Origin of the sequence: Novosphingobium beihaiense (assembly GCF_022832375.1) — a bacterium.
Classification (GTDB): domain Bacteria; phylum Pseudomonadota; class Alphaproteobacteria; order Sphingomonadales; family Sphingomonadaceae; genus Novosphingobium; species Novosphingobium beihaiensis.
This window is the reverse complement of the sequence record NZ_JALHLG010000020.1, coordinates 1-19,737: the sequence shown is the minus strand read 5'-3', so window position 1 is coordinate 19,737 and position 19,737 is coordinate 1. Positions and strand designations below refer to the sequence as shown.

Here is a 19,737-nt window from a genome sequence, read left to right as displayed (position 1 = left end):
TAATGAAAATGGCCGAAACCGTCAGCATAGTGACGAACTCGGAACAGGCACTGGCACCGACGCCAAACGACGACGCTTTGCCCCGCCGTTTCGCCGATTTCGAAACATTTGGCGAGGCGCTGGATTACGCGGCGACCGGCCTTCGCGGGTTCAATTTTCACGATCCGCGCGGCAGGCTGGCGCGCGTCTACCCCTTTCGCGAGTTGCGCGAGGATGCGCTGGCCGTGGCCTATGCGCTCGTCGCGCGCGGCGTGAAGCCGGGGGACCGCATCGCCCTGATCGCCGAAACCGGGCCGGACTTCGCCGCCCTGTTCTGCGGCACTGTCTATGCCGGTGCCTGGCCGGTGCCGCTGCCGCTGCCGACCAGCTTTGGCGGCAAGGACAACTATATCGAGCAGCTTTCCGTCCAGCTTTCCAGCTCGGACCCAGCGCTGCTGATCGGCCCGGACGAAATCGCCGAAATGACCGCTTCGGCTGCCGCGCGGCAGGGCTGCAGCCATGCCACCTGGGCCGATTTCGCGGCCAGGGATACCGCGCCCTGCGATCTGCCGCAGCTCAGCCCGGACGATATCTGCTATCTGCAGTATTCCAGCGGCTCGACCCGCTTCCCGCACGGTGTGGCCGTCACCCACCGTCAGCTTCTGGCCAATCTTTCGGCCCACAGCCACGGTATGGAGCTGGAAGCGCAGGACCGCTGCATTTCCTGGCTGCCCTGGTATCACGACATGGGGCTGGTCGGCTGCTTCCTCTCACTGATCGCCAACCAGGTTTCGGGCGACTACCTCAAGACCGAGGATTTTGCCCGCCGCCCGCTGGCATGGCTGGACATGATCACGCGGAACGAGGGCAACTCGATCTCCTATTCGCCTACGTTCGGCTATGACATCTGCGCCCGCCGCATTTCCACGCAGACCGCGGTGTCCGAGCGGTTCGACCTGTCGCGCTGGCGGCTGGCGGGCAACGGCGCCGACATGATCCGGCCCGACGTAATGCAGAGCTTCGTCAATGCCTTTGCCGATGCCGGCTTCAAGGCCAGCGCGTTCCTGCCCAGCTACGGCCTCGCCGAAGCGACGCTGGCCGTGACCATCATGCCCCCGGGCGAAGGCATCCGCGTCGAGCTAGTCGAGGAGGAACGCCTGTCCGGCAGCCCCCGCGATCTCTCGCGCCCGGCCCGCTACCGCGCCATCGTCAATTGCGGCAAGCCGGTGAAAGACATGGAAGTCGCGATCCTGGGCGAAAACGGCAAGCCGCTCACCGATCACCACATCGGCAAGGTCTGGTGCCGCGGCACCAGCGTGATGCACTCCTATTTCCGCGATCCCGAAGCGACCGCGGAATGCCTGATCGACGGCTGGCTGGACACCGGAGACATGGGCTACATGGCCGATGGCTACCTGTTCATTGTCGGCCGCGCCAAGGACATGATCATAATCAACGGCAAGAACCATTGGCCGCAGGACATCGAGTGGGCCGTGGAACAGCTTCCCGGCTTCAACCACGGCGACATCGCCGCGTTCTCGGTGGAGATGGAAAACGGCGAGGAAGCCCCCGCGGTGCTGGTCCACTGCCGCGTTTCCGACCCGGCCAAGCGCATCGAACTGCACGAACAGATCCGCGACAAGGTCCGCGCGATCACCGGCATGCACTGCGTGGTCGAACTGGTGCCGCCCAAGAGCCTGCCGCGCACCAGCTCGGGCAAACTGAGCCGCGCCAAGGCCAAGAAGCTCTACCTCTCGGGCGAGATCGAACCCTTCAAGCTCGCCGCCTGAGCGGCTTTACGAGGTGACGAAAGGCGGGCTGGAAAGCGCAGGCTTTCCGGCCCGTTTCTTTGTTCCCTTCAAGAGACAGGCGCAGCGTCATCCGCGGGTTGCCACCGGGGATAAGGCGGCAGCAGAATCAGAAGCAGCCCGCCTGCCGTGCAGCCGATCACACCGAACCACAGGAACGGGCCATAATCGCCCATAGTGTCATAGATGCGCCCGGCCAGGAACGGGCCAAGCCCCGATCCCAGCGCGACAAGGGCCGACATCAGGCCATAAATCGAACCGAAGTTGCGCATGCCTGCATAGCCGACCGTCAGGAAGGCGCAGATCTGCATCTTCGTGCCCGCCGCATAGCCATTGATGACCACGGCGATAATCACTGCCGCCGTCGAACCGATGAAACGGTCCAGCATGAAGAACGTCACCGCCGTCACGCCCATGGTGAGGCCGCCGATCCAGTTGGGGCGAAAGCGGTCCAGCAGGGCGCCGGTTGTGAGCTTGCCGATAACGCCTGCAATGCCGCCCAGCGACATCATCCAGGCCGCCGTTTCGCGCGGAACTCCGCTTTCGGTGAGAATGGGAAACAGATGAATGCCCAGGCCAATCGTCAGCAGCATGACGATGAAAGTGGACGCCCCCACCATCCACAGCGCCGGGCTGCGCCAGGCCTGCGCCTTGGTGAGGCCGGGCAGGGATACGCTGCCGCGCGCTCTGGCGGCCTCTCCTTGCCGGGCGGCTGCGCGCGCATAGCGGTCATGCGCGTCATAGAGGAACAGCCAGCACAGCAGCAGGGTCAGCCCGCCCCAGCCCGCACCGAGCCAGAAGAACGCCCCGCGCCAGCCGGTCGTGGCGATCAGCCAGTTGCCCAGCGGCGGCACCACCGTCTGCGCGATCGCTGTGCCCGCCACCACGATCCCGAGCGCAAGCCCCCGCCCCTTCTCGAACACTCCGGCGACCGCCGTGGTCCAGATGGTGGATTTGATCGAGGTGAGGAGGAGTCCGAAAAGCGCCCACATCATCAGCCACTGCGTGCGGCTGCCATCCGCCAACGCGAACATGGCCGTGCCCGCTATGGTGATGACAATGCCGGGAAGCGCCAAGCGGCGCGAACCGAACCGGTCGATCATCGCCCCGTAAAAGGGAGAGAGCAGCGCCGTCACCCCGGTCGCGATCGCAGGCCCGGCCGAAAGCACCGACTTGTCCCAGCCGAATTCACGGTGGAGCGGCTCCATGAACAGGCCGATGGCCGAGAGCAGGACCGAGAAAAAGGAAAACCCGATCGCCGAGGCCAGAACCAGCGACCAGCCCGACGACCATTCCTGCGCCTGCGTGCGCGCGCTGTATTCCATGCGGGCAAGCCCTCCCTCTCGGCCGCAGCCTAGAAGAGCCTTACAAATTGGCAATCGGCCCGCTGCCAGCGCCGCCCGGGCGATGGCAGGAAGGATCAGATCTTGCGGTGCAGTTCCAGATAGTCGCGCGGAATGCGCAAGGATGCCGCCGCCACCTGCGTCTCGCGCAGAAACAGGACCAGCCCCACCATCAGCAGGGTCAGCGCGGCAATGAAGGTTCCCGCGGCCACCAGCCGGATCTCGGTCCCGACCAGTTCCTCAAGAAACAACAGGAACACGGTGGTGCCGATGAACAGGCCGCTGAGCACCAGCAGGCGCATGGCCAGGCCGATCAGTCTTATGCGGTCATCGACGGTGCGGATCTCCAGGACGACCATGTCATGCTCGTCCCCCTGCGTTGCCGCATACCGGTCTTGCAGCACCCGCGCGCGATCGACTACGCGGCTCAGGCGGCTCGTCAGCAGGTTGAGAATGTTGCCGATCGCCACCAGCATGAACACCGGGGCAAGCGCGAGCTGGATGGTCTGGGCGATCATGACGCCCCGATCCTTATCAGGCCGTGCAGGCCCTGGCGAGCAGGCACACACCGCTTTCGGAGAAGGTCACATCGTCAAGGCTGGCGGCCAGCGCGCAACCGCCCGGTGCAACCGCCTCTCCGCCCACCAGCACCTCGCCCTCGCGCGGAATCACCAGCAAGGCGCCGGGGTAACGCGCGGCCGTAGCAGCGGGAAGCGTGCCTTCTATCTGATCGAGCAAGAACAGCGGGCCATCGACCAGCACTTGCGTGCCGCGCTGCGGTACGGCCTTGTACCATGCGGCCAGGTCGTAAGGCTCGCCCTTCGCGACGGCCATGCCTTCTTCCAGATGCAGCTCTCGCGGGCGGCCATAGTCGAACAAGCGATAGGTAATGTCGGAGTTCTGCTGGACCTCGATCAGGCTCACCCCGGCACCGATGGCATGCACGGTGTTGGCAGGGATATAGAAGAAGTCCCCCGGCTTCACTGCATGCCAGGTCATCAGCCCTTCGATAGAGCCATCGAGCGCGGCGGCGCGCATCGCCTCTTCACCGATTTCCCGGTCAAAGCCAATGCCCAGCGTCGCGCCGGGCTCTGCCGCGACGATCAGCCAGCATTCCTCCTTGCCCTGACGCCCGATCCCTGCGGCCAGAGTCTGCGCATCGGAAGGGTGGACCTGCACCGACAGCTTCTCGCTGGTGAAGATGTATTTCACCAGAAGATCGGGCAGTTGCGCCGGCGGTTCAAACCAGATCTCACCGATGCGCTGCCCGGCAGGCGCGGTGAAGGGCGGCGGGAGCGTGTCCTTGCCCCACGGCTTTTCCACCTGGCGGATGGGTAATGCGGCCATTAACCGAGCCCCTTCACTGGTTTGCTGCGCCATCCAGCTTGCCGACTTTCTGGACACCGGCCACGGTCGTGATCATCACGTCGTTCCCATCAACCACGACGATGACATCTTCGAGACCGATCACGGACACGCGCGGCCCATCACTATCGACCAGCACATTGCGGCAATCGACCAGTTCCGCCTTGGCATTGCCGCGCACGGAGTTTCCGTCCGCATCGCGTGCCAGCGCTTCGTGCAAGGCGTGCCAGTTGCCGATGTCGGACCAGCCCATGTTCACCGGCACCATTGCGGCGTGGCTGGTGTTTTCCATCACGGCATAATCGACGGAATCGCTTTCCACCGTGGCGAACGTTTCGGCATCGGGATGAAAGCGCTGTCCGTCCGTTCCGCCCTTGGCCACGGCATCGGCCACGGCCTGAGCGATCTGCGGACGATGGGCTGCAAGTTCGCCCAGAAAGTCCTTGACCCGGAACGCGAAAATTCCGCCATTCCAGGCATAGCCGCCCTCGGCCAGGAAAGCCTTGGCCCGCTCCAGATCCGGTTTTTCGACGAACTGCGCAGTACGAAAGCCCTTCGCACCGATCGGCTCGCCCTGCTTGAGGTAGCCGAAACCGGTTTCCGGCGCAGTCGCCTCGATCCCGAAGGAAACCAGCCAGCCTTCGCTGGCTAGATCGGCAGCCGCATGCGCGGCCTCCGCAAAGGCCTGTGCATCGGCGATGTGATGGTCGCTGGGGCAAACGAGCATGATCGCATCTTCCGGAAGACGGCAAGCCGCAAGCGCAATGGCTGCCGCCGTATTCCTGGCCGAGGGTTCGACGATGATCTGTGCCCCATCGGCGGCGCCCAACTGCTGCTCGACGTGATCGAGATGCTGGCGTCCGGTCACGACCACCGGCGCCGCGAACCCGCCATCGCCCGGGCAACGGGCCAGCGCAGCCTCAAACAGGGTACTATCGCCGACCAGCGGCAGAAACGGTTTCGGCTTGCTGGCCCGGCTACGCGGCCAGAGGCGCGTTCCGCTGCCTCCACACAAGATGACTGGGACGATATCAACCATGCTTTCCGGTTTGTTAGCGTACATGAGAGGCTCACCGCTATGAATGCCAACAGACTTCTTTGCAACGGCTCCTCAGGGGTAAAACATCGCCGAAATGGCTAGTTCGGTCACCACAAGACACATCCGAATTCAATAAAACCAGCGCTGGCGCCAGCGGTATATCGCGTCCACCGGGTGCCCAGCAGTGTCCGTTGCGGGCCGGAAACGAAAGCGTTTCGTGGCAAGTTTGCACGTGATCCGGTCTGCTTCGGAATCGGGACTGGGGCGCACGATCCGGCAGGCCTTGACGCGGCCATCCGTGCCAACCGTCAGGTCAATGGTGACGGATGCGCCGATCCGCAGGCTGCGGCTGGCGCGCGGATAGTCTTTCGCAGAGTTGATATCGCCCTTGATCTTCACTGTCGGCGCGCCCTTTCCGCCGCCGCCCTGCCCTGTCCCGCCAGCCCCGGCACCCGTGCCCATGCCGGGGCCCGAGGCTCCGGTTTCATCGCCTTCGGCGCGCGCGCCGGAAGCATTTTCGTCGCCCTGGCCCGCCACGGGCGGGGCCTGTGTCGGCTTGACCGCGATAGGCGCCTCGGGAGCCGCTGTATCGCGCGGTTTCGCTTTGCGGCCGGGCGCGCCCGCCGCTCCTTCCTCTGCCGGAGGCGCCGCGCTTGGTGACGGTGCGGGAGACGGGGCCGGTTCAGGCGCTGGCGCCGGTGCGGGAATCGAAAACACCTGCACGACAGCATCGGCCACGCCCGCCGCGAACCGGGGCGTGAAGGCCCGGATCAGCCCCGCGATCAGCACAAGGTGGAACAGCAGTACGAATATGGCCACACCCCACCGTGTGCGGCGCCCCGTCCGGAGATCGGCCTGCGTCATGCGGCCGCCATGCCACGGCCCGCCCGGCCATGGCAACGGTGCGCTTTGACAAGGCGGATGCGGCACGCCATCCTGTTTTGCGAAATAAAATTCACAATTACGACACAAGGGAGGATGACCAAAGCATGGAGGACTTCGAACCGCTGCTTTGCATGCACCGCGATATCGCGCTGAAGGGCATTCTGGCGCGGCCGGAGCGGGATGACGTGCGCGGCACCGTGCTGATGTTTCCCGGCGCCACCGGCCCGGGCCCGAGCTTTCTGAAAGCCATGCGGGAGCTGACTGGCCATGGCTATCTCGCCATTGGCATAGACATGTACGGCGCCGGTGCGGACATCTCCACTCCGCAAGCGGCAGGCCAACACTTCGCCGCACTGATGGCCGCCCCCGAACTACTGCGCGAACGTGCCGTGGCATGGTTCGAAACCGTGCGCGGCCTCCCCGGCACTGACCCGCACCGCATCGCCGCGATCGGCTATTGCTTTGGCGGCAAGTGCGTTCTGGAACTCGCCCGCAGCGGCGCCGCGATCGCCTGCGTGACAAGCTGCCACGGGTTGCTGACCACGCATGCCCCGGCCCGGCCGCACGTAGTCCAGGCGCAAATTGCCGTCTGGTCGGGCGCGCGCGATCCTTATGCCCCCGCAGCGGACCTCGATGCGCTTCGCGCGGAACTCGATGACGCGCAGGCCTGCTACCAGATCACGCTGTTCTCCCACGCGCAGCATGCGTTCACCGATCCCGACCACGACGGGTTCGCGGAAGGGATTGCTTACGACCCGCTCGCCCACCGGGTCGCCTGGGCCGGGACGCTGGCCTTGCTGGCACAAACGATCGGCTAGCGGGTTTTCCCCGCAGTGTTACCCGCGCGTCACAAAATACCCGGAGTAATTCTATTTAGGAAATCATAGTTCCATATACAGAATAGATATGATCCACTTTTGCTTGCATCGGCATGCAACTGCAGTAATCTGCCTCCAAAAGAGAAACGAATGATGTCGGCAACCGGCACATCGGGATAGAGGAAGCATGAAGGGACATATGGGGGACATCCGCCTCAGGACGGGCTGTGCCTGCCCATAATCTCTCCAAAGCTGGCCAAAGCAGCGGACCGGAACACCGGCCGCCCGGTGTTCTTGTTTCCGGCGCATGAGAACAGGTTTTCAGGAGGGAGAGAGAAACCATGCTGGCCAAGAATATAAAAACAGCACTGATGCTTGGAGTCGCATTACCGGGGGTATCGGCCGCGATGCCCGCGCTGGCGCAGGAGGCTTCCGACGCCGATGCCATCATTGTCACCGCCCGCCGCGTCGAGGAACGCCTGCAGGACGTGCCGATCTCGATGACTGTCTACAGCAACGAGCAGATCGAGAAACGCAACATCGCCGTGGCATCGGATCTGGCCACATATACCCCCTCGCTGTCGGTCAACACCCGGTACGGCCCCGAAAAGGCCAACTTCTCGCTGCGCGGGTTCAATCAGGACCAGTCGACCGCGCCAACCGTGGGCGTCTATTTCGCCGATGTCGTGGGCGTGCGGGCGCAGGGCGGCACCTCTTCGGGCAACTCAGTGGGGGCCGGTTCCTTCACCGACCTGCAGAACGTGCAAGTGCTCAAGGGCCCACAGGGCACCCTGTTCGGGCGTAACACCACCGGCGGCGCGATCCTGCTGGTTCCGGCCAAGCCCACCGATCTGCTGGAAGGCTACGTCGAAGGCACAGTTGGCAACTACAACCAGCGCCGCGTGCAGGCGGCCGTCAACCTGCCGCTTGCCGATACCTTCAAGGTCCGCCTCTCGTTCGACCGCAACACGCGCGACGGGTACATGAAGAACCGCTCGGGCATCGGGCCCAAAGACTATAACGACACGGATTATGTCTATGCCCGCCTGAGCATCGTCGCGGACCTGACACCCGATCTCGAAAACTACACGATCTTCCACTACAGCCGCTCCGACACGAACGGCTACGCCAACCACTACGAAAGCTGCGACCGCGATGCCGTGAGCCCGCTCGCGGGCGGATCGTTCACGCACTACTTCACCGCGACTTCGGCCTGCGACCAGATCGACCGCCAGGCCGCGCGCGGGGACGGCAGGCTCGATGTCGAAGTCAGCCATCCCGATCCACGTATCCTTCTGGAAACCTGGCAGGCGATCAATACGACCACCTGGCAGGCCAGCGATACGCTGACCGTCAAGAACATCATGAGCTACGGCGAATTCCGCGAGGATTCCGCCTTCGGCCTCTACAGCGACAACTTCTTCATTTCCGACACCCCGACGGCCGCCGCGTTCGGCATCACCCCCGGCACGCCGTGGAACTACATCGCGCTTGACATCCAGCCCGATTACCATGCCGCCGCGGAATCGACCGTGACCGAGGAACTGCAGCTGCAAGGGCGCTCTTCCGACGGCAAGTTCAATTACGTCATCGGCGGTTATCTGGAATTCAGCCGCCCGATCGGCTGGAACCAGCAGCGCACGGGCATCTATGGCAACTGCGCCGATCCGGGCACGCTGCAGTGCACCGGAGTGCTCCCGCTCGGCCTGCCGCTCTCCACCAACGGCCTCGCGCTCGTTTCGGAATCACGCACGCGTTTCGATTTCGACAACCACGGGATCTTCGCACAAGGCACGTACAACCTGACCGATCAGTTCGCGATCACGGCAGGCGCGCGCTACACGTTCGACAAGATCGACGGATACTCCGAAAGCAACCGCTGGGGCCTGATGACGATCCCCGGCCTGGGAACGATCCCGGTCAACCGCGTCTGCAACGACGTGCTCAATCACCCGACCGTCGATCTTCTGGCCAATGGCGGCGATACCTCCGCCTGCGGCACCCGGATCAAGAACAAGTCGAACAAGCCGACCTGGCTGATCGATCTCGATTTCAAGCCCACGCCCGACATGCTGTTCTATGCCAAGTATGCCCGCGGCTACCGCCAGGGCGGCGTCAACTTCACCAACCCCGGCCTTGAGACCTGGAAGCCGGAGAAAGTCGATGCCTTCGAACTGGGCTCGAAGCTCACATTCCGGGGCGCCGTTCCCGGCTATTTCAATATCGCGGCCTTCTATAACGACTTCAGCAATCAGCAGATTTTCGGAGCGCTGGTGGCAAAGCAGGGCAGCGGGCTGGCGGGCGGTGCGGCCATCATCAATGCCGGCAAGTCGGAAATCAAAGGCATCGAAATCGACGCGGGCGCCACGCTGTTCGACATGCTGCGCCTTTCGGCGGGCTACACCTATCTTGATACCAAGATCAAGGAACTGGTCGCCCCCACCCTCTCGGCCGACAGCCCGTTCGAGACGATCATCCCGCGCGGCGCGCCCGGCGACTCGCTCAGCTATTCGCCCAAGAACCGCCTCACCGTTTCGGCGGACGTGAACCTGCCGGTAGACGAGAGTCTGGGCCAGATCTCGTTCGGCGCCACCTACACCTACACCTCGCGCCAAGCGGTGGACGGCTATTACTACACCGCCACCACCCCCTCGGAACGCGTGACCATCCCGGCAACCAACCTGCTGAACCTCAATGCCAGCTGGAAGAACATTGCGGGCTCGGGCATCGATCTGATCGGCTTTGCCACGAATATCACCAACGAAATCTACAAGACCGCCTCGGGCGGCGGTTACGAAAGCTCGGGCATCCTCGATTTCGCCTATGGCCCGCCGCGCATGTACGGCCTGCGCGTGCGGGTAAACTTCGGAAAGTGACCCGAACGGCAGGAGCCCCGGCTTTACGCATAGCCGGGGCTCCTGCCGGTCAGGGCTAAGCCAGTCCCGGCGGTTCAGGAAATTCCCAGCAGGCCGAAACTGTCATGCCGCATGACGGCCTGCCCCAGCCTGCGGGTAAACTGGACGATGACCGGCGGATCGACACGGCGGGTGATCGACCACAGGTAATAGCCGTAGACAACCGCCTCGCGGTACTGCGCCCAGGCCTGTTCGGCCCCGGGCATCGCGATTCCGTGGCCGCGCATCATCGCCAGGTATTCGTCCAGCAGGCGGCGTTCCCCGGCCTCGGCCGCGTCCACCGGCAGCACGGCATTCAAGTGATAGGCCACGTCCAGCGCCCAGCCGCCGCGCTGGAGCAATTGCCAGTCGATCACGCCCATGCCCCCGCCGGTGCGGTAGATATTGCCCGCATGGGCATCGCCATGGATCATGAATTGCGGGCGGCCGCCGTCACGCTCCGCCAGCGCCCCGATCGCAGACGCAAGATTGCGCGCGCTGCGCACCTTGGGCGAAAGCCCCTCCCCGCGCGGCCCGTCGAGCAGCTCCTGCAGCATGTCCGGCGTAACGTAAGTCATCTTCGCCAGCTGGGCCGCGCGCGGGCGTATCCAGCCGGCATCGTCAAGGAATGCACTGCGCGCATGGAGACGCGAGAGCTGATCCAGGCTCATCAGCGCATCTTCGGCCGTGAACGGATCGAGCGCGGAACAGAACACCGCGCCCTCCGCGATCAGATCGCGCATCACCGTCACCGCCTGCTGGGCCTTTCGGTCTATCACGGTGCTGACGGCATCAGGCACGCGCATGTCCACGATCGGAGCCACTTTCCCGTAGAAGTCGGCCTCCAGCACGCATGTCGGCCCGCCGCGCGCTGTCGCGGCATCGGCATCGAGGAGCCCCTTCAGGCAGAAATGGCCCCGCTGCCCGTTCTCGAACGCCGCGGCAAAGCGCACTTTGGTGGCCACCGTGCGGATCACTTCGGTTTCCTCCACCGCGATCACCCGGCTGCCCCCGGACGTGCCGGACAGGGCCTGCGTCAGCCATGCGGGATCGAGCGCTTCGGCGAGCGTGGCGGGAACCGCGATCTGCGGTTCGAACGGGCGGCTGCGGGTCAACACTTCGGGCATCCTCTCTCCTCCGGCGATGTTCTGGCGACGATCCGCGCAGCTTGACCTAATTCGCTATTTCGGTCCACTATTCATAATACAGAATTATGAGGGCGAAATGACAGCCACGGCATAGTGGCCCGAAACGCGAGGGAGAGGCGGGAAGCGCCATGAGCAAGCCACTGGAAGGAATCAAAGTCGTCGAAGTGGCCATGTGGGCCTTCGTGCCTGTCACCGGCGGCATGCTTGCCGATCTGGGGGCCGAGGTCATCAAGGTGGAACCGCCCAGCGGAGACCCGATCCGGGGCCTGCAGACCGGCGGCACCGAAGGCGCGGCACGCGGCCTCGACTATTCCTGGGAATCGTACAATCGCGGCAAGCATTCGATCACGCTGGACCTCAAGCAGGAAGCCGGGCGCGCGGTGCTGATGAAGCTGCTGGCCGATGCGGACGTATTCCTGACCAGCCTGCTTCCCCCCGCACGGCGCAGCATGGGGATCGATGCCGGAACCCTGCGCGCTGCCTTCCCCGGGCTGATCTACGCCAGCGGCAGCGCCTCCGGCCCGAACGGCCCCGAAAGCGGGAAAGGCGGCTATGATGCGATCAGCTTCTGGGCGCGCGGCGGCGTCAGTTCCTCCATCACCGAAGACGGGGCGGACCGGCCTGTCGGGCCGCCGGGCCCCGCGTTCGGCGATTCCCTGTCGGGCTCGATGCTGGCCGGCGCCGTGTCCGCGGCGCTGGTCAAAAAAGCCAGAACCGGCGAAGGCTCGGAAGTGGACGTGTCGCTGCTCGGCACCGCGATGTGGGCGATGCAGCGCGTCATTGCCCAGGCCACGGACAACGACGTGCTGAAATTTCCCCGCCCGGCGGACCTGGCACCGCACAACGTGCTGGTCTGCAACTACCGCACCCGGGACGGCCGCTTCGTGGCACTGTGCATGCTGCAGGCGGACAAATACTGGACGCGGCTGTGCGAAGCTGCGGGCCGCCCCGATCTGGCCGCCGATCCACGCTATGCCACGGCCGCGGCCCGGCGCGAGAACCGCGCCGCCTGCTTCGCGGACATGCAGGCGCTGTTCGCCAGCAAGACGCTTGGCGAATGGAAAACGATCCTCGCCCGGCAGGATGGGCAGTGGGATGTCGTCCAGCACGTCGGCGAGATGAAGGACGACGTGCAGGTCAGAGCCAATCGCTACCTGCAACGCGTGGATTGCGGAGACGGCACGGACCTGCCCCTCGTCAGCCTGCCGATGCTGTTTGAAAAGCAGGCGATGCCCGCACGCCGCGCGCCGGAACTGGGCGCAGATAGCGACGCGGTGCTCCAAGGCCTCGGCTACAGCGAAGAGGCGATCATCACTCTCAAGGTGCAAGGGGTGGTGTTCTGATGGCTGATACGTCCAGCCCCGCCCGCAAGCTGCCCCGGCTCGAACCGGAGACCGCCTTCTACTGGACTTGCGGAGCGCAAGGCGTGCTGCGCATCCAGCGTTGCGGCGACTGCGGCATCTGGCAGCACCCGCCCTTGCCGCGCTGTGCGGCCTGCACCAGCGAGGCCGTGGCGCCCGAACCGGTTTCGGGCAAGGGCCGGATCGCCAGCTATACGGTCAACCACGAAGCCTGGCTGCCCGGCCTCGACGTGCCCTTCGTGTTCGCGGCCGTGGAACTGGCCGAACAGCGCGAACTCTATGTCTTCACCAATATCCTTGCGCCGGCCGGTGCCGTGCGGGCCGGAATGGCCGTGACCGTCGCTTTCGAACAGCACGAGGACGTTTGGCTGCCGATGTTCCGCCCCGATACCGGGGAGGATGCGGCATGACGCCCTATCCCGAAAAAGAGGCCTGCATCACCGGCGCCGCGCAATCGCAGGCCGGGCGCCCGTCCGCGCGCAGCGCGTTGCAGCTTACCGCCGATACCTGCCTTGCCGCGATCGCCGATGCCGGGCTCGAACCCGCCGATATCGACGGCATCGCCACTTATCCCGGCAAGTCGCCCGAAGGCGGCGGTATCGCGCCGGTCAGCCCCTCCGAAGCGGCCGCCATGCTCGGGATCGAGCCGCGCTGGATTCTCGCCTCGGCGGAGGGGTTCAGCCACATGGCGCCGGTCTTCAACGCCGTGACCGCGCTGGCCTGCGGACTGGCGCGCCATGTCGTGGTGTTCCGCACGGTGGCGCAGGCCAGTGCGCGCATGGCCGCCCGGCAGTCCACGCTGATGGCCGGATCGCGCAGCCGCGTGGAAGGCAACAACGCCTGGACCGTGCCGTTCAACGCCTTGTCGCCCATCAACACGTTCGCGCTCTATGCCCAGGCCTATTTTGCGAAGTACGGCGCCAGCGAAGAGCAACTCGGCATGATCGCGGTGAACAGCCGCCGCAATGCAGCGCACAATGCCAACGCGATCTACAGAAAGCCGCTCTCGCTGGAGGACTATCTGGCCGCGCGCATGATCTCCACCCCGCTGCGCCTCTACGACTGCGATTCCCACATCGACGGATCGACCGCGATCGTGCTGTCCCGCGCTGATGCCGCCAGAGACCTCAGGAACCCGCCACTGCACATCGAAGCCATGGGCATGGCCGTGGGCGGCCTGTGGGCGGGCCATCACGAGGGAGACTTCACGGCCCTGCCCGCAGCCGGAAAGGCCGGTGCCATGCTGTGGCAGCGCACCGCCCTCAAGCCTTCGGACATGGACTGCGCGCAGATCTACGACGGGTTTTCCATCCATGTCTGGCTGTGGATGGAAGCGCTGGGCCTCGTGCCCCGGGGCGAGGCCTGCCGCTTCGTCGAAGGCGGACAGCGCATCGCGCTCGATGGCGAATTGCCGCTCAATACCGGCGGCGGCCAACTCTCGGGCGGGCGCTTTCACGGTTACGGGCACCTTCACGAGGCGACCGTCCAGCTCTGGGGCCGGGGCGGCGGGCGGCAGGTGCGCGATGCCAAGACCTGCATCATCTCCAACGGCGGCTACGGGTACGGCGCCATGATCCTGCGGCGCGATTGAGCGTGCCTGCCCCATGGCGGGCGGATGAAAGCCCGGCGAGTCGCTCGCTTGACTCCTAAATTCAATATAGCGATAATAAGTTCTGTATTTCGAATTTATGGCCATAGCCGGGAAACGGCAGGAGAGGAGACCGGGACATGAGCGAGGCAGATCCAGCAATCCGGGACGGCCAGACCGCCGAATGGACATACGGCCCCATCTTCGATGCCGACGCCCACATCGATCCCCCGCATGACATGTGGAAGGACTACCTGCCCGCGCATCTGCGGGACCGCGCGCCCACGATCGAACACGCCGAAGACGGCGACTACATCTGCTTCGAAGGGAACCGCCGCCCGTTCATGATGATCAACAACCAGGCAGGCCGCACCGGCGAGACCTTCAAGATGAAAGGCCGCCTCGAAGAACAGCGCAAGGTCTGGGAACCGGCCACCCGCCTGGCCGACATGGATGCGGACGGGATGGACGCCGCCCTGCTGTTCGGCGGCGGCCCTCTGGGCTCGTTCGACAACGAACTCTACATCGCCAGCTATGAAGCCTACCAGAACTGGGTGCTCGATTTCTGCTCGGCCGCGCCCGACAGGCTCTATCCGGTGGGCTATGTCCCGATGCGCGATATCGGCGAGACCTGCGAGCATGTGGAACGGCTCGCCAGAAAGGGCTTCCGCGCGATCAACCTGCCCGCTTTCCCGCAAAATCCGGAAGCGTGGAAAACGTCTTCGGGCGTGAAGGCGCTGAAGGAAGGGCAAGTCTCGGCGCTGACCGGCGATCCCAAGGGGGCGCTGCAATATTCCGGCCCGGCGTTCGACAAGCTGTGGAAGACGGTCTGCGACGCGGGTGTCGTCATCACTTTCCACCTTGGCGCGCGGGTGCCGCGTTTCGGGCAGGCCGAATTCTTCCTGCCGGACATGCCGATGAGCAAGCTGGCCATGGCCGAACCGATCGGCATCTTCATCTTCAACGGCATCTTCGACCGCTTCCCCGACCTCAAGATCGGCAGCATGGAAAGCGGCGTGGGCTGGTTCGCGTGGTACACCGAATACATCACCCGCACCTGGGAGAAGCAGCGCTTCTGGACCAAGAGCACGCTGAAGAACCCGCCATCGTACTACATGGACCGCAATGTCTACGGCTCGTTCATTCAGGACCGCACGGGCATCCTGTGCCGCGATTTGCCGGGCGGGAGGAACATCATGTGGTCATCGGACTATCCGCACTCGGAAACCACCTTTCCCAAATCGCGCCAGATCATCCAGCGGGATTTCGAGGGCGTGCCCGAAGCAGACGTGAAAGCCATCATCAACGGCAATTGCCGCAAGCTGCTCGGGCTGGATTGACCCCGGCCGCACACGGCGCCGGGAACAGCACACCGCTCAGTCCACTTTCAGCCGCTTGCGCATTGCCGCCTCGTCCATCAGCGGCGTGCCGCGCAAGTGGCCGAGGCGGATGCCGGTGCAGGTCATCTTGAACCGGGTGAAGTCTTCGTACCACGCCAGCCCGGCGGCGGACTTGCCGCTCAGCTCTTCCCACAACGCGACGGTTTCCTCGCGGCTGCCCATGCCTTCGAGCGGCGCGCCGTAGGTCGAGTCCGGACCGTGCATGGTGTCCGCGATGACGCAGAACCACGCCAGATCATGCAGCGCACCGCCAAGCGAGGGCTGTTCCCAGTCCATCACCGCAACGACATCATAGTCTTCGCCGAACATCATGTTGCCGATGCGTGCGTCGCCCCAGACGAGGCCTTCGGGCTGCTGTTCGGGCCATAGCGACTTGAGCCGCGCCAGTGCATCGTCGAGCACCGGCAGCGGCTCCACGTCCTGCAGCCAGCGGGCGAAGCGAGTGTACTTGTCCCACTCCTGCGCAAGGCCGCGTGTGGCGCCCGGCGGGCCTTGCAGGAACTCCATCCCTTCGAGCGGAACCCGTTGGATCGCGGCAAGCTGGCTCACCGCATTGCGCCACAGGGTACGGCGCTGCCCCGGGGTGGAATCGTGCAGCCACCCTTCGCGCGCGTAAGGCGGGATCGAGACGGGCACGCGGCCTTGCTTCTTCTCCATCACGAAGAACGGATTGCCGAGAATGCCCGGGTCCTCTTCGAACCAGAGCGGACGGGCGACACGGACCTGCCCGTCTTCGGCCAAAAGCTTCATCATCCGGTACTGCTCGTCGAACAAGGTATCAGGGTACACGGTGAAACTTTTGGGCTTGATGCGCACGACGCAGCCCTGTTCGCGGGTGCGGCCGCCCTCGTCCCAGCACGCGTCGAACAGCACGGTCTCATGACTCTGCCCCGCTCCGCGCGGATAGGCGAGACCGGTAATCGCAATGCCGCTGGCCTGTGGAAGCCGCCGCGCGAGCCAGTCCGCCAGCCGTCCGGCCAGATCCTCCAGATCGCGCGTTTCCGGTGCAACAATCACATCCGACAAGGTCCCTCTCCCGCCTTCGTCAATAATTCTATATTGTGAATTTATTTTCACTTATCTGATACGGAAACGCAAAAGGCCGGTCAAGCGAGGAGCCTCTCGCCTGCGCAGGAATAACGAGAAGAAACGGGGAAGCCGGGACGGAAACGGGAGCGCACAACGCAGCCCCCGCTCTCTGCCGGGCTCAGTCGAGCGGCGCGGCGCGGCCCGAAAGGAAGCTGGAAATACGCGCGCAGGCCTCGGCGAGGCGGCGCCCTGCCTGCGTCACGGCGGCGCCCGTCATCGCGCCGTGAAAACCGGCCAGGACCAGCGAGATCGTCACCCGGTCCCGGCTGTCATAGATCGGCGCCATGATCGCCATGAGCGGATAGACAGTGCTTTCTTCCAGCGTCAGCTGCGGCACCACCGGCGGATCTTGGGTCCCCGCGCTGATGCCTTCCTCGCCCCGGTCCGGACGGCGCATGAGCGGGAGGAAGCCCTGCTCGCGCACGAAGTCGAGACCGGCGCGGAACGGGACGAGTTGCTCTTCGCTCAAGGCCGGGGTGGTGCGGGCCGCCCAGTTTTCCGCCTCGCGCGGGGTCCGGGCGAAGAACGACATCGCCTGGATCCAGCGCAGCGGCATGCGTGTGCCCAGCGGCACCGGATAGCCCACGTGGCTGAGCGAGGCGGCGCGCTCGCGCAAGTGGATCGTCTCCCCCTCCAGAAAATAGGCGCCGCACACCACGTCGAACTCATCGGCAAGGCTCCGCATCTCGGGCTGGACCACCTGCAGCGGCGAGAAGTGTTCGGCCGCCGTCCGCCCGATCGCGGCAAGGGCCGGGCCCAGCACGTATGTCTTGTCGGTCGTGCGATAGAGGTAGCCCACATCGACCAGCCCGGTCAGCAGGGCATGGCAGGTCGCCCGGCTGAGCTTGAGCGCCCGCACGAGATCGGTCAGCGCAAAAGCCTGGCCCGGATGGCCGGCAATGAAGTTCAAAATGGCGGCCACACGGGCAACGCCGGGGGAGGAACGCGACATGGGCTCTTTCGCTATTTCGAATTCCCACGCGTATGGGCAATTGGCGTGCTTCGTCAATAGAAGCGGCTCTTCGCTGGAGCAAATGGCGCAGAGTAAACCGCGGGCCTCGCCCTTCCCCTACGCTTCCACGCGGCCCAGCTGCTCCGCCATCATCCGGGCAATCTCGCGCCGGGCGACCTTGTTGGAGTGCAGCAACGGCACGTCTTCCCGCGCCAGTTCCATATAGACGCGCGGGACCTTGTAGCTGGACAGGCGGCGGCGCATCTCGGCCTCTATGAAGCTGAAATCCAGCTTCACCCCATCCCGCGGGACAACGGCGGCAACCAGCAGATTGCCCCGTTCCTGATCCGGCACGCCGACGACATAGGCACTGTGCACGCCGTCCAGCCCCTGCATCTCCATTTCCACTTCGGCAGGCGAGACATTGGAGCTGGCGACCTTGATCATGTCACCGTTGCGCCCGGTGAAATGGATGCGGCGGCCCTGCGGACGGTCCTCGACAAGGCACATGTCCCCGGTGCGGTAATAACCGTCGGGCGTATAGTGCTCCGCCTTCTCGATCTTGTGGAGGCCGCTCGCCACCGGATAGCCCCGCACCTGCATCTCGCCCACTTCCCCCGCCGCCACCGGACGGTTGCTGTCATCGGCGATGCGGATGTCATAGCCGGGGGCGAAGTGATCCATCGGCGCGCAGACCGGATAGCCCGGCGCGCGGAAATCGTCGCCCCAGGAATAGGGGCCCAGCGTCTCGCTCATGCCCAGCCCCCACCAGGGCTTGGGGCCCTGTATCTTCTTGAGGTCCTCTTCGGCGAGCACGCTGCCCATGGCGAAACGGCTGTTGCTGAGCGTGCGGTCGGTGCAGACCACCACCGAGCCCGCCTCCAGACCGGGCACGAGATACAGCATCAGCCCGCCCACCCAGAACATCGGCAGCATGCACACGACCCGCTTGCCCGGCGTGTGCTCCATCATTTCGCGCAAGGTGTGGCTGCGGAAGCAGACCGGGCCATGGTGGTGCTTAACCCCCTTGGGCAGCGCCATCGAGCCGGAGGTGTAGATCTCCACCATCTGATCGGTGGGATGCACTTCGGATTCAATCTCGCGCAGCAGGTCTTCGCCGAAGCCCGCCGCCGCATCGGTCAGGAATTCCATCGGCGCAATGCAGGATGGCAACTCTTCCCCCGAAGAGACGATCCAGCGCAAGTACGGCGCGCGCGGCAGGCGCAAAGCCTCACTGTCTTGCCCTTCCAGTTCGGGCAGCGCTTCGAGAAGGCGCTCAACGTAGTCCTTGCCCAGCATCGTGCGGGTCAGCACGAGGCCCTGCACGTCGGACTGGCGCAGCACGCGGACAAGTTCGTTGGCGCGGATCATTGTGCTGACCGGCACGGCAATCGCACCGATCCGGCTGATCGCCGCCAGCATCAGCGCGAACATCGGGCCATTGCCGAAGATGAAACCGACCCGTGCGCCCTTGCCGATACCCCGGGCCGCCAGCCCGCGCGCGATCAGGGCGGAACGGTCGTCGAGTTCGCGGTAGGTGATCGCTTCGATCTCCTGGCCGTCCTCCTCCCGCATCACCGCCGGAGCCTCGCCATACGCCGCTGCCGCCGCGCGGATCAGTTGCGGAAACGTGCTGGCCGAACCCGGTCCGTCCTGCCCGCCGATATCCGTGGTCCCGGTATCCCTGGTCAATGTCCGTCATCCTCTCGCTCGGCCATGCCCGCCATAAGCGCCGTGCCCGTTCTCCCCCGCGATCCTGCCGCCTGCATAGAGGCAAGACAAGCGTCTAATCCCAGTCATCGCCGGGCTGCACATTATTCGAAATTGCAGATCTTTTATCGATATTGAGGAATTGCGGAGCGAAGTGCAAGAGCAGGAAGCCGCTCAGCTCTCCGCAAAGGTATAGGGCTGCGCGGTCCGCGTGTAGTCGTCCGCCAGCACATCGCGCCCGATCGGCGGCACGGCGCGCGCGGTGCAGGCGGCGCGGTGGCACAGGCGGCAGGTTACGCCGATCGGCGTCGTCGGCGCGCTCGCGGGATCGATGCCGCCCGCATAGACCAGCCGGCCT

Annotated in this window: 17 protein-coding genes; 7 read left to right on the top strand and 10 right to left on the bottom strand. The window is 64.8% G+C overall.

Annotated elements, in window-relative coordinates; all coding sequences use genetic code 11:
• Positions 1-8 precede the first annotated feature (8 nt).
• Positions 9-1,769: a fatty acyl-AMP ligase gene (locus tag MTR66_RS13595; RefSeq protein ID WP_243922056.1), complete on the top strand. Its 1,761-nt coding sequence runs from the start codon at positions 9-11 to the stop codon at positions 1,767-1,769.
• Between the two features lie 68 nt (positions 1,770-1,837).
• Here MTR66_RS13595 and MTR66_RS13590 read toward each other — a convergent pair whose 3' ends face one another.
• The 5 genes from MTR66_RS13590 to MTR66_RS13570 all read right to left on the bottom strand — a co-directional run bounded on the left by MTR66_RS13590 (position 1,838) and on the right by MTR66_RS13570 (position 6,398).
• Positions 1,838-3,112, bottom strand: a complete 1,275-nt coding sequence (locus tag MTR66_RS13590; RefSeq protein WP_243921942.1) for an MFS transporter — start codon at positions 3,110-3,112, stop codon at positions 1,838-1,840.
• A gap of 95 nt (positions 3,113-3,207) precedes the next feature.
• A complete protein-coding gene (locus MTR66_RS13585; RefSeq protein WP_243921940.1) occupies positions 3,208-3,648 on the bottom strand; it encodes a DUF2721 domain-containing protein in 441 nt (146 codons plus the stop codon).
• A 16-nt stretch (positions 3,649-3,664) separates the two neighbouring features.
• On the bottom strand, positions 3,665-4,477 hold the full coding sequence (locus MTR66_RS13580; protein ID WP_243921938.1) for a class I mannose-6-phosphate isomerase: 813 nt from the start codon (positions 4,475-4,477) through the stop codon (positions 3,665-3,667).
• A gap of 13 nt (positions 4,478-4,490) precedes the next feature.
• Positions 4,491-5,534, bottom strand: coding sequence for a mannose-1-phosphate guanylyltransferase (locus MTR66_RS13575; RefSeq protein WP_243921936.1), 1,044 nt, complete (start codon positions 5,532-5,534; stop codon positions 4,491-4,493).
• Positions 5,535-5,663: 129 nt separating this feature from the next.
• The gene (locus MTR66_RS13570; RefSeq protein ID WP_243921934.1) at positions 5,664-6,398 is read right to left on the bottom strand and encodes a TonB family protein; all 735 of its coding nucleotides are present in this window, start codon (positions 6,396-6,398) and stop codon (positions 5,664-5,666) included.
• A 125-nt stretch (positions 6,399-6,523) separates the two neighbouring features.
• Here MTR66_RS13570 and MTR66_RS13565 point away from each other — a divergent pair, with 125 nt between their 5' ends.
• A complete protein-coding gene (locus MTR66_RS13565; protein WP_243921932.1) occupies positions 6,524-7,237 on the top strand; it encodes a dienelactone hydrolase family protein in 714 nt (237 codons plus the stop codon).
• A gap of 371 nt (positions 7,238-7,608) precedes the next feature.
• The gene (locus tag MTR66_RS13560) at positions 7,609-10,113 is read left to right on the top strand and encodes a TonB-dependent receptor (RefSeq protein WP_243921930.1); all 2,505 of its coding nucleotides are present in this window, start codon (positions 7,609-7,611) and stop codon (positions 10,111-10,113) included.
• Positions 10,114-10,187: 74 nt separating this feature from the next.
• Here MTR66_RS13560 and MTR66_RS13555 read toward each other — a convergent pair whose 3' ends face one another.
• The gene (locus MTR66_RS13555; RefSeq protein WP_243921928.1) at positions 10,188-11,258 is read right to left on the bottom strand and encodes a phosphotransferase; all 1,071 of its coding nucleotides are present in this window, start codon (positions 11,256-11,258) and stop codon (positions 10,188-10,190) included.
• 149 nt (positions 11,259-11,407) lie between these two features.
• On the opposite strand from MTR66_RS13555, the gene MTR66_RS13550 reads away from it, so the two are divergent.
• The 4 genes from MTR66_RS13550 to MTR66_RS13535 all read left to right on the top strand — a co-directional run bounded on the left by MTR66_RS13550 (position 11,408) and on the right by MTR66_RS13535 (position 15,568).
• A complete protein-coding gene (locus MTR66_RS13550) occupies positions 11,408-12,622 on the top strand; it encodes a CaiB/BaiF CoA transferase family protein (protein WP_243921926.1) in 1,215 nt (404 codons plus the stop codon).
• On the top strand, positions 12,622-13,050 hold the full coding sequence (locus tag MTR66_RS13545) for a Zn-ribbon domain-containing OB-fold protein (RefSeq protein ID WP_243921924.1): 429 nt from the start codon (positions 12,622-12,624) through the stop codon (positions 13,048-13,050). The genes MTR66_RS13550 and MTR66_RS13545 overlap by 1 nt, the downstream gene beginning before the upstream one ends.
• Positions 13,047-14,231 carry a thiolase family protein gene (locus MTR66_RS13540; RefSeq protein ID WP_243921922.1) on the top strand — a complete coding sequence of 395 codons (1,185 nt, stop codon included), beginning with the start codon at positions 13,047-13,049 and terminating at the stop codon, positions 14,229-14,231. The genes MTR66_RS13545 and MTR66_RS13540 overlap by 4 nt, the downstream gene beginning before the upstream one ends.
• Positions 14,232-14,368: 137 nt before the next feature.
• Entirely contained in the window at positions 14,369-15,568 is a 1,200-nt protein-coding gene (locus MTR66_RS13535; protein ID WP_243921920.1) for an amidohydrolase family protein, read from the top strand.
• Positions 15,569-15,604: 36 nt separating this feature from the next.
• Here MTR66_RS13535 and MTR66_RS13530 read toward each other — a convergent pair whose 3' ends face one another.
• The 4 genes from MTR66_RS13530 to MTR66_RS13515 all read right to left on the bottom strand — a co-directional run.
• Positions 15,605-16,645, bottom strand: coding sequence for a phosphotransferase family protein (locus tag MTR66_RS13530; protein ID WP_243922054.1), 1,041 nt, complete (start codon positions 16,643-16,645; stop codon positions 15,605-15,607).
• A gap of 190 nt (positions 16,646-16,835) precedes the next feature.
• Complete coding sequence (locus tag MTR66_RS13525; RefSeq protein ID WP_243921918.1) at positions 16,836-17,669, bottom strand: IclR family transcriptional regulator; 834 nt, start codon at positions 17,667-17,669, stop codon at positions 16,836-16,838.
• Positions 17,670-17,786: 117 nt separating this feature from the next.
• Positions 17,787-19,361 carry a class I adenylate-forming enzyme family protein gene (locus tag MTR66_RS13520; protein WP_243921916.1) on the bottom strand — a complete coding sequence of 525 codons (1,575 nt, stop codon included), beginning with the start codon at positions 19,359-19,361 and terminating at the stop codon, positions 17,787-17,789.
• A gap of 192 nt (positions 19,362-19,553) precedes the next feature.
• Positions 19,554-19,737: short-chain fatty acyl-CoA regulator family protein (locus MTR66_RS13515; protein WP_243921914.1), on the bottom strand; the 184-nt coding region annotated here is incomplete at its 5' end.

What these genes read in the sequence shown, in the direction of transcription:
- MTR66_RS13595 (WP_243922056.1), top strand. Translation starts at nt 9, where the DNA reads ATGGCCGAAACCGTCAGCATAGTGACGAACTCGGAACAGGCACTGGCA.
- MTR66_RS13590 (WP_243921942.1), bottom strand. Translation starts at nt 3,112, where the DNA reads ATGGAATACAGCGCGCGCACGCAGGCGCAGGAATGGTCGTCGGGCTGG.
- MTR66_RS13585 (WP_243921940.1), bottom strand. Translation starts at nt 3,648, where the DNA reads ATGATCGCCCAGACCATCCAGCTCGCGCTTGCCCCGGTGTTCATGCTG.
- MTR66_RS13580 (WP_243921938.1), bottom strand. Translation starts at nt 4,477, where the DNA reads ATGGCCGCATTACCCATCCGCCAGGTGGAAAAGCCGTGGGGCAAGGAC.
- MTR66_RS13575 (WP_243921936.1), bottom strand. Translation starts at nt 5,534, where the DNA reads ATGGTTGATATCGTCCCAGTCATCTTGTGTGGAGGCAGCGGAACGCGC.
- MTR66_RS13570 (WP_243921934.1), bottom strand. Translation starts at nt 6,398, where the DNA reads ATGACGCAGGCCGATCTCCGGACGGGGCGCCGCACACGGTGGGGTGTG.
- MTR66_RS13565 (WP_243921932.1), top strand. Translation starts at nt 6,524, where the DNA reads ATGGAGGACTTCGAACCGCTGCTTTGCATGCACCGCGATATCGCGCTG.
- MTR66_RS13560 (WP_243921930.1), top strand. Translation starts at nt 7,609, where the DNA reads ATGCTTGGAGTCGCATTACCGGGGGTATCGGCCGCGATGCCCGCGCTG.
- MTR66_RS13555 (WP_243921928.1), bottom strand. Translation starts at nt 11,258, where the DNA reads ATGCCCGAAGTGTTGACCCGCAGCCGCCCGTTCGAACCGCAGATCGCG.
- MTR66_RS13550 (WP_243921926.1), top strand. Translation starts at nt 11,408, where the DNA reads ATGAGCAAGCCACTGGAAGGAATCAAAGTCGTCGAAGTGGCCATGTGG.
- MTR66_RS13545 (WP_243921924.1), top strand. Translation starts at nt 12,622, where the DNA reads ATGGCTGATACGTCCAGCCCCGCCCGCAAGCTGCCCCGGCTCGAACCG.
- MTR66_RS13540 (WP_243921922.1), top strand. Translation starts at nt 13,047, where the DNA reads ATGACGCCCTATCCCGAAAAAGAGGCCTGCATCACCGGCGCCGCGCAA.
- MTR66_RS13535 (WP_243921920.1), top strand. Translation starts at nt 14,369, where the DNA reads ATGAGCGAGGCAGATCCAGCAATCCGGGACGGCCAGACCGCCGAATGG.
- MTR66_RS13525 (WP_243921918.1), bottom strand. Translation starts at nt 17,669, where the DNA reads ATGTCGCGTTCCTCCCCCGGCGTTGCCCGTGTGGCCGCCATTTTGAAC.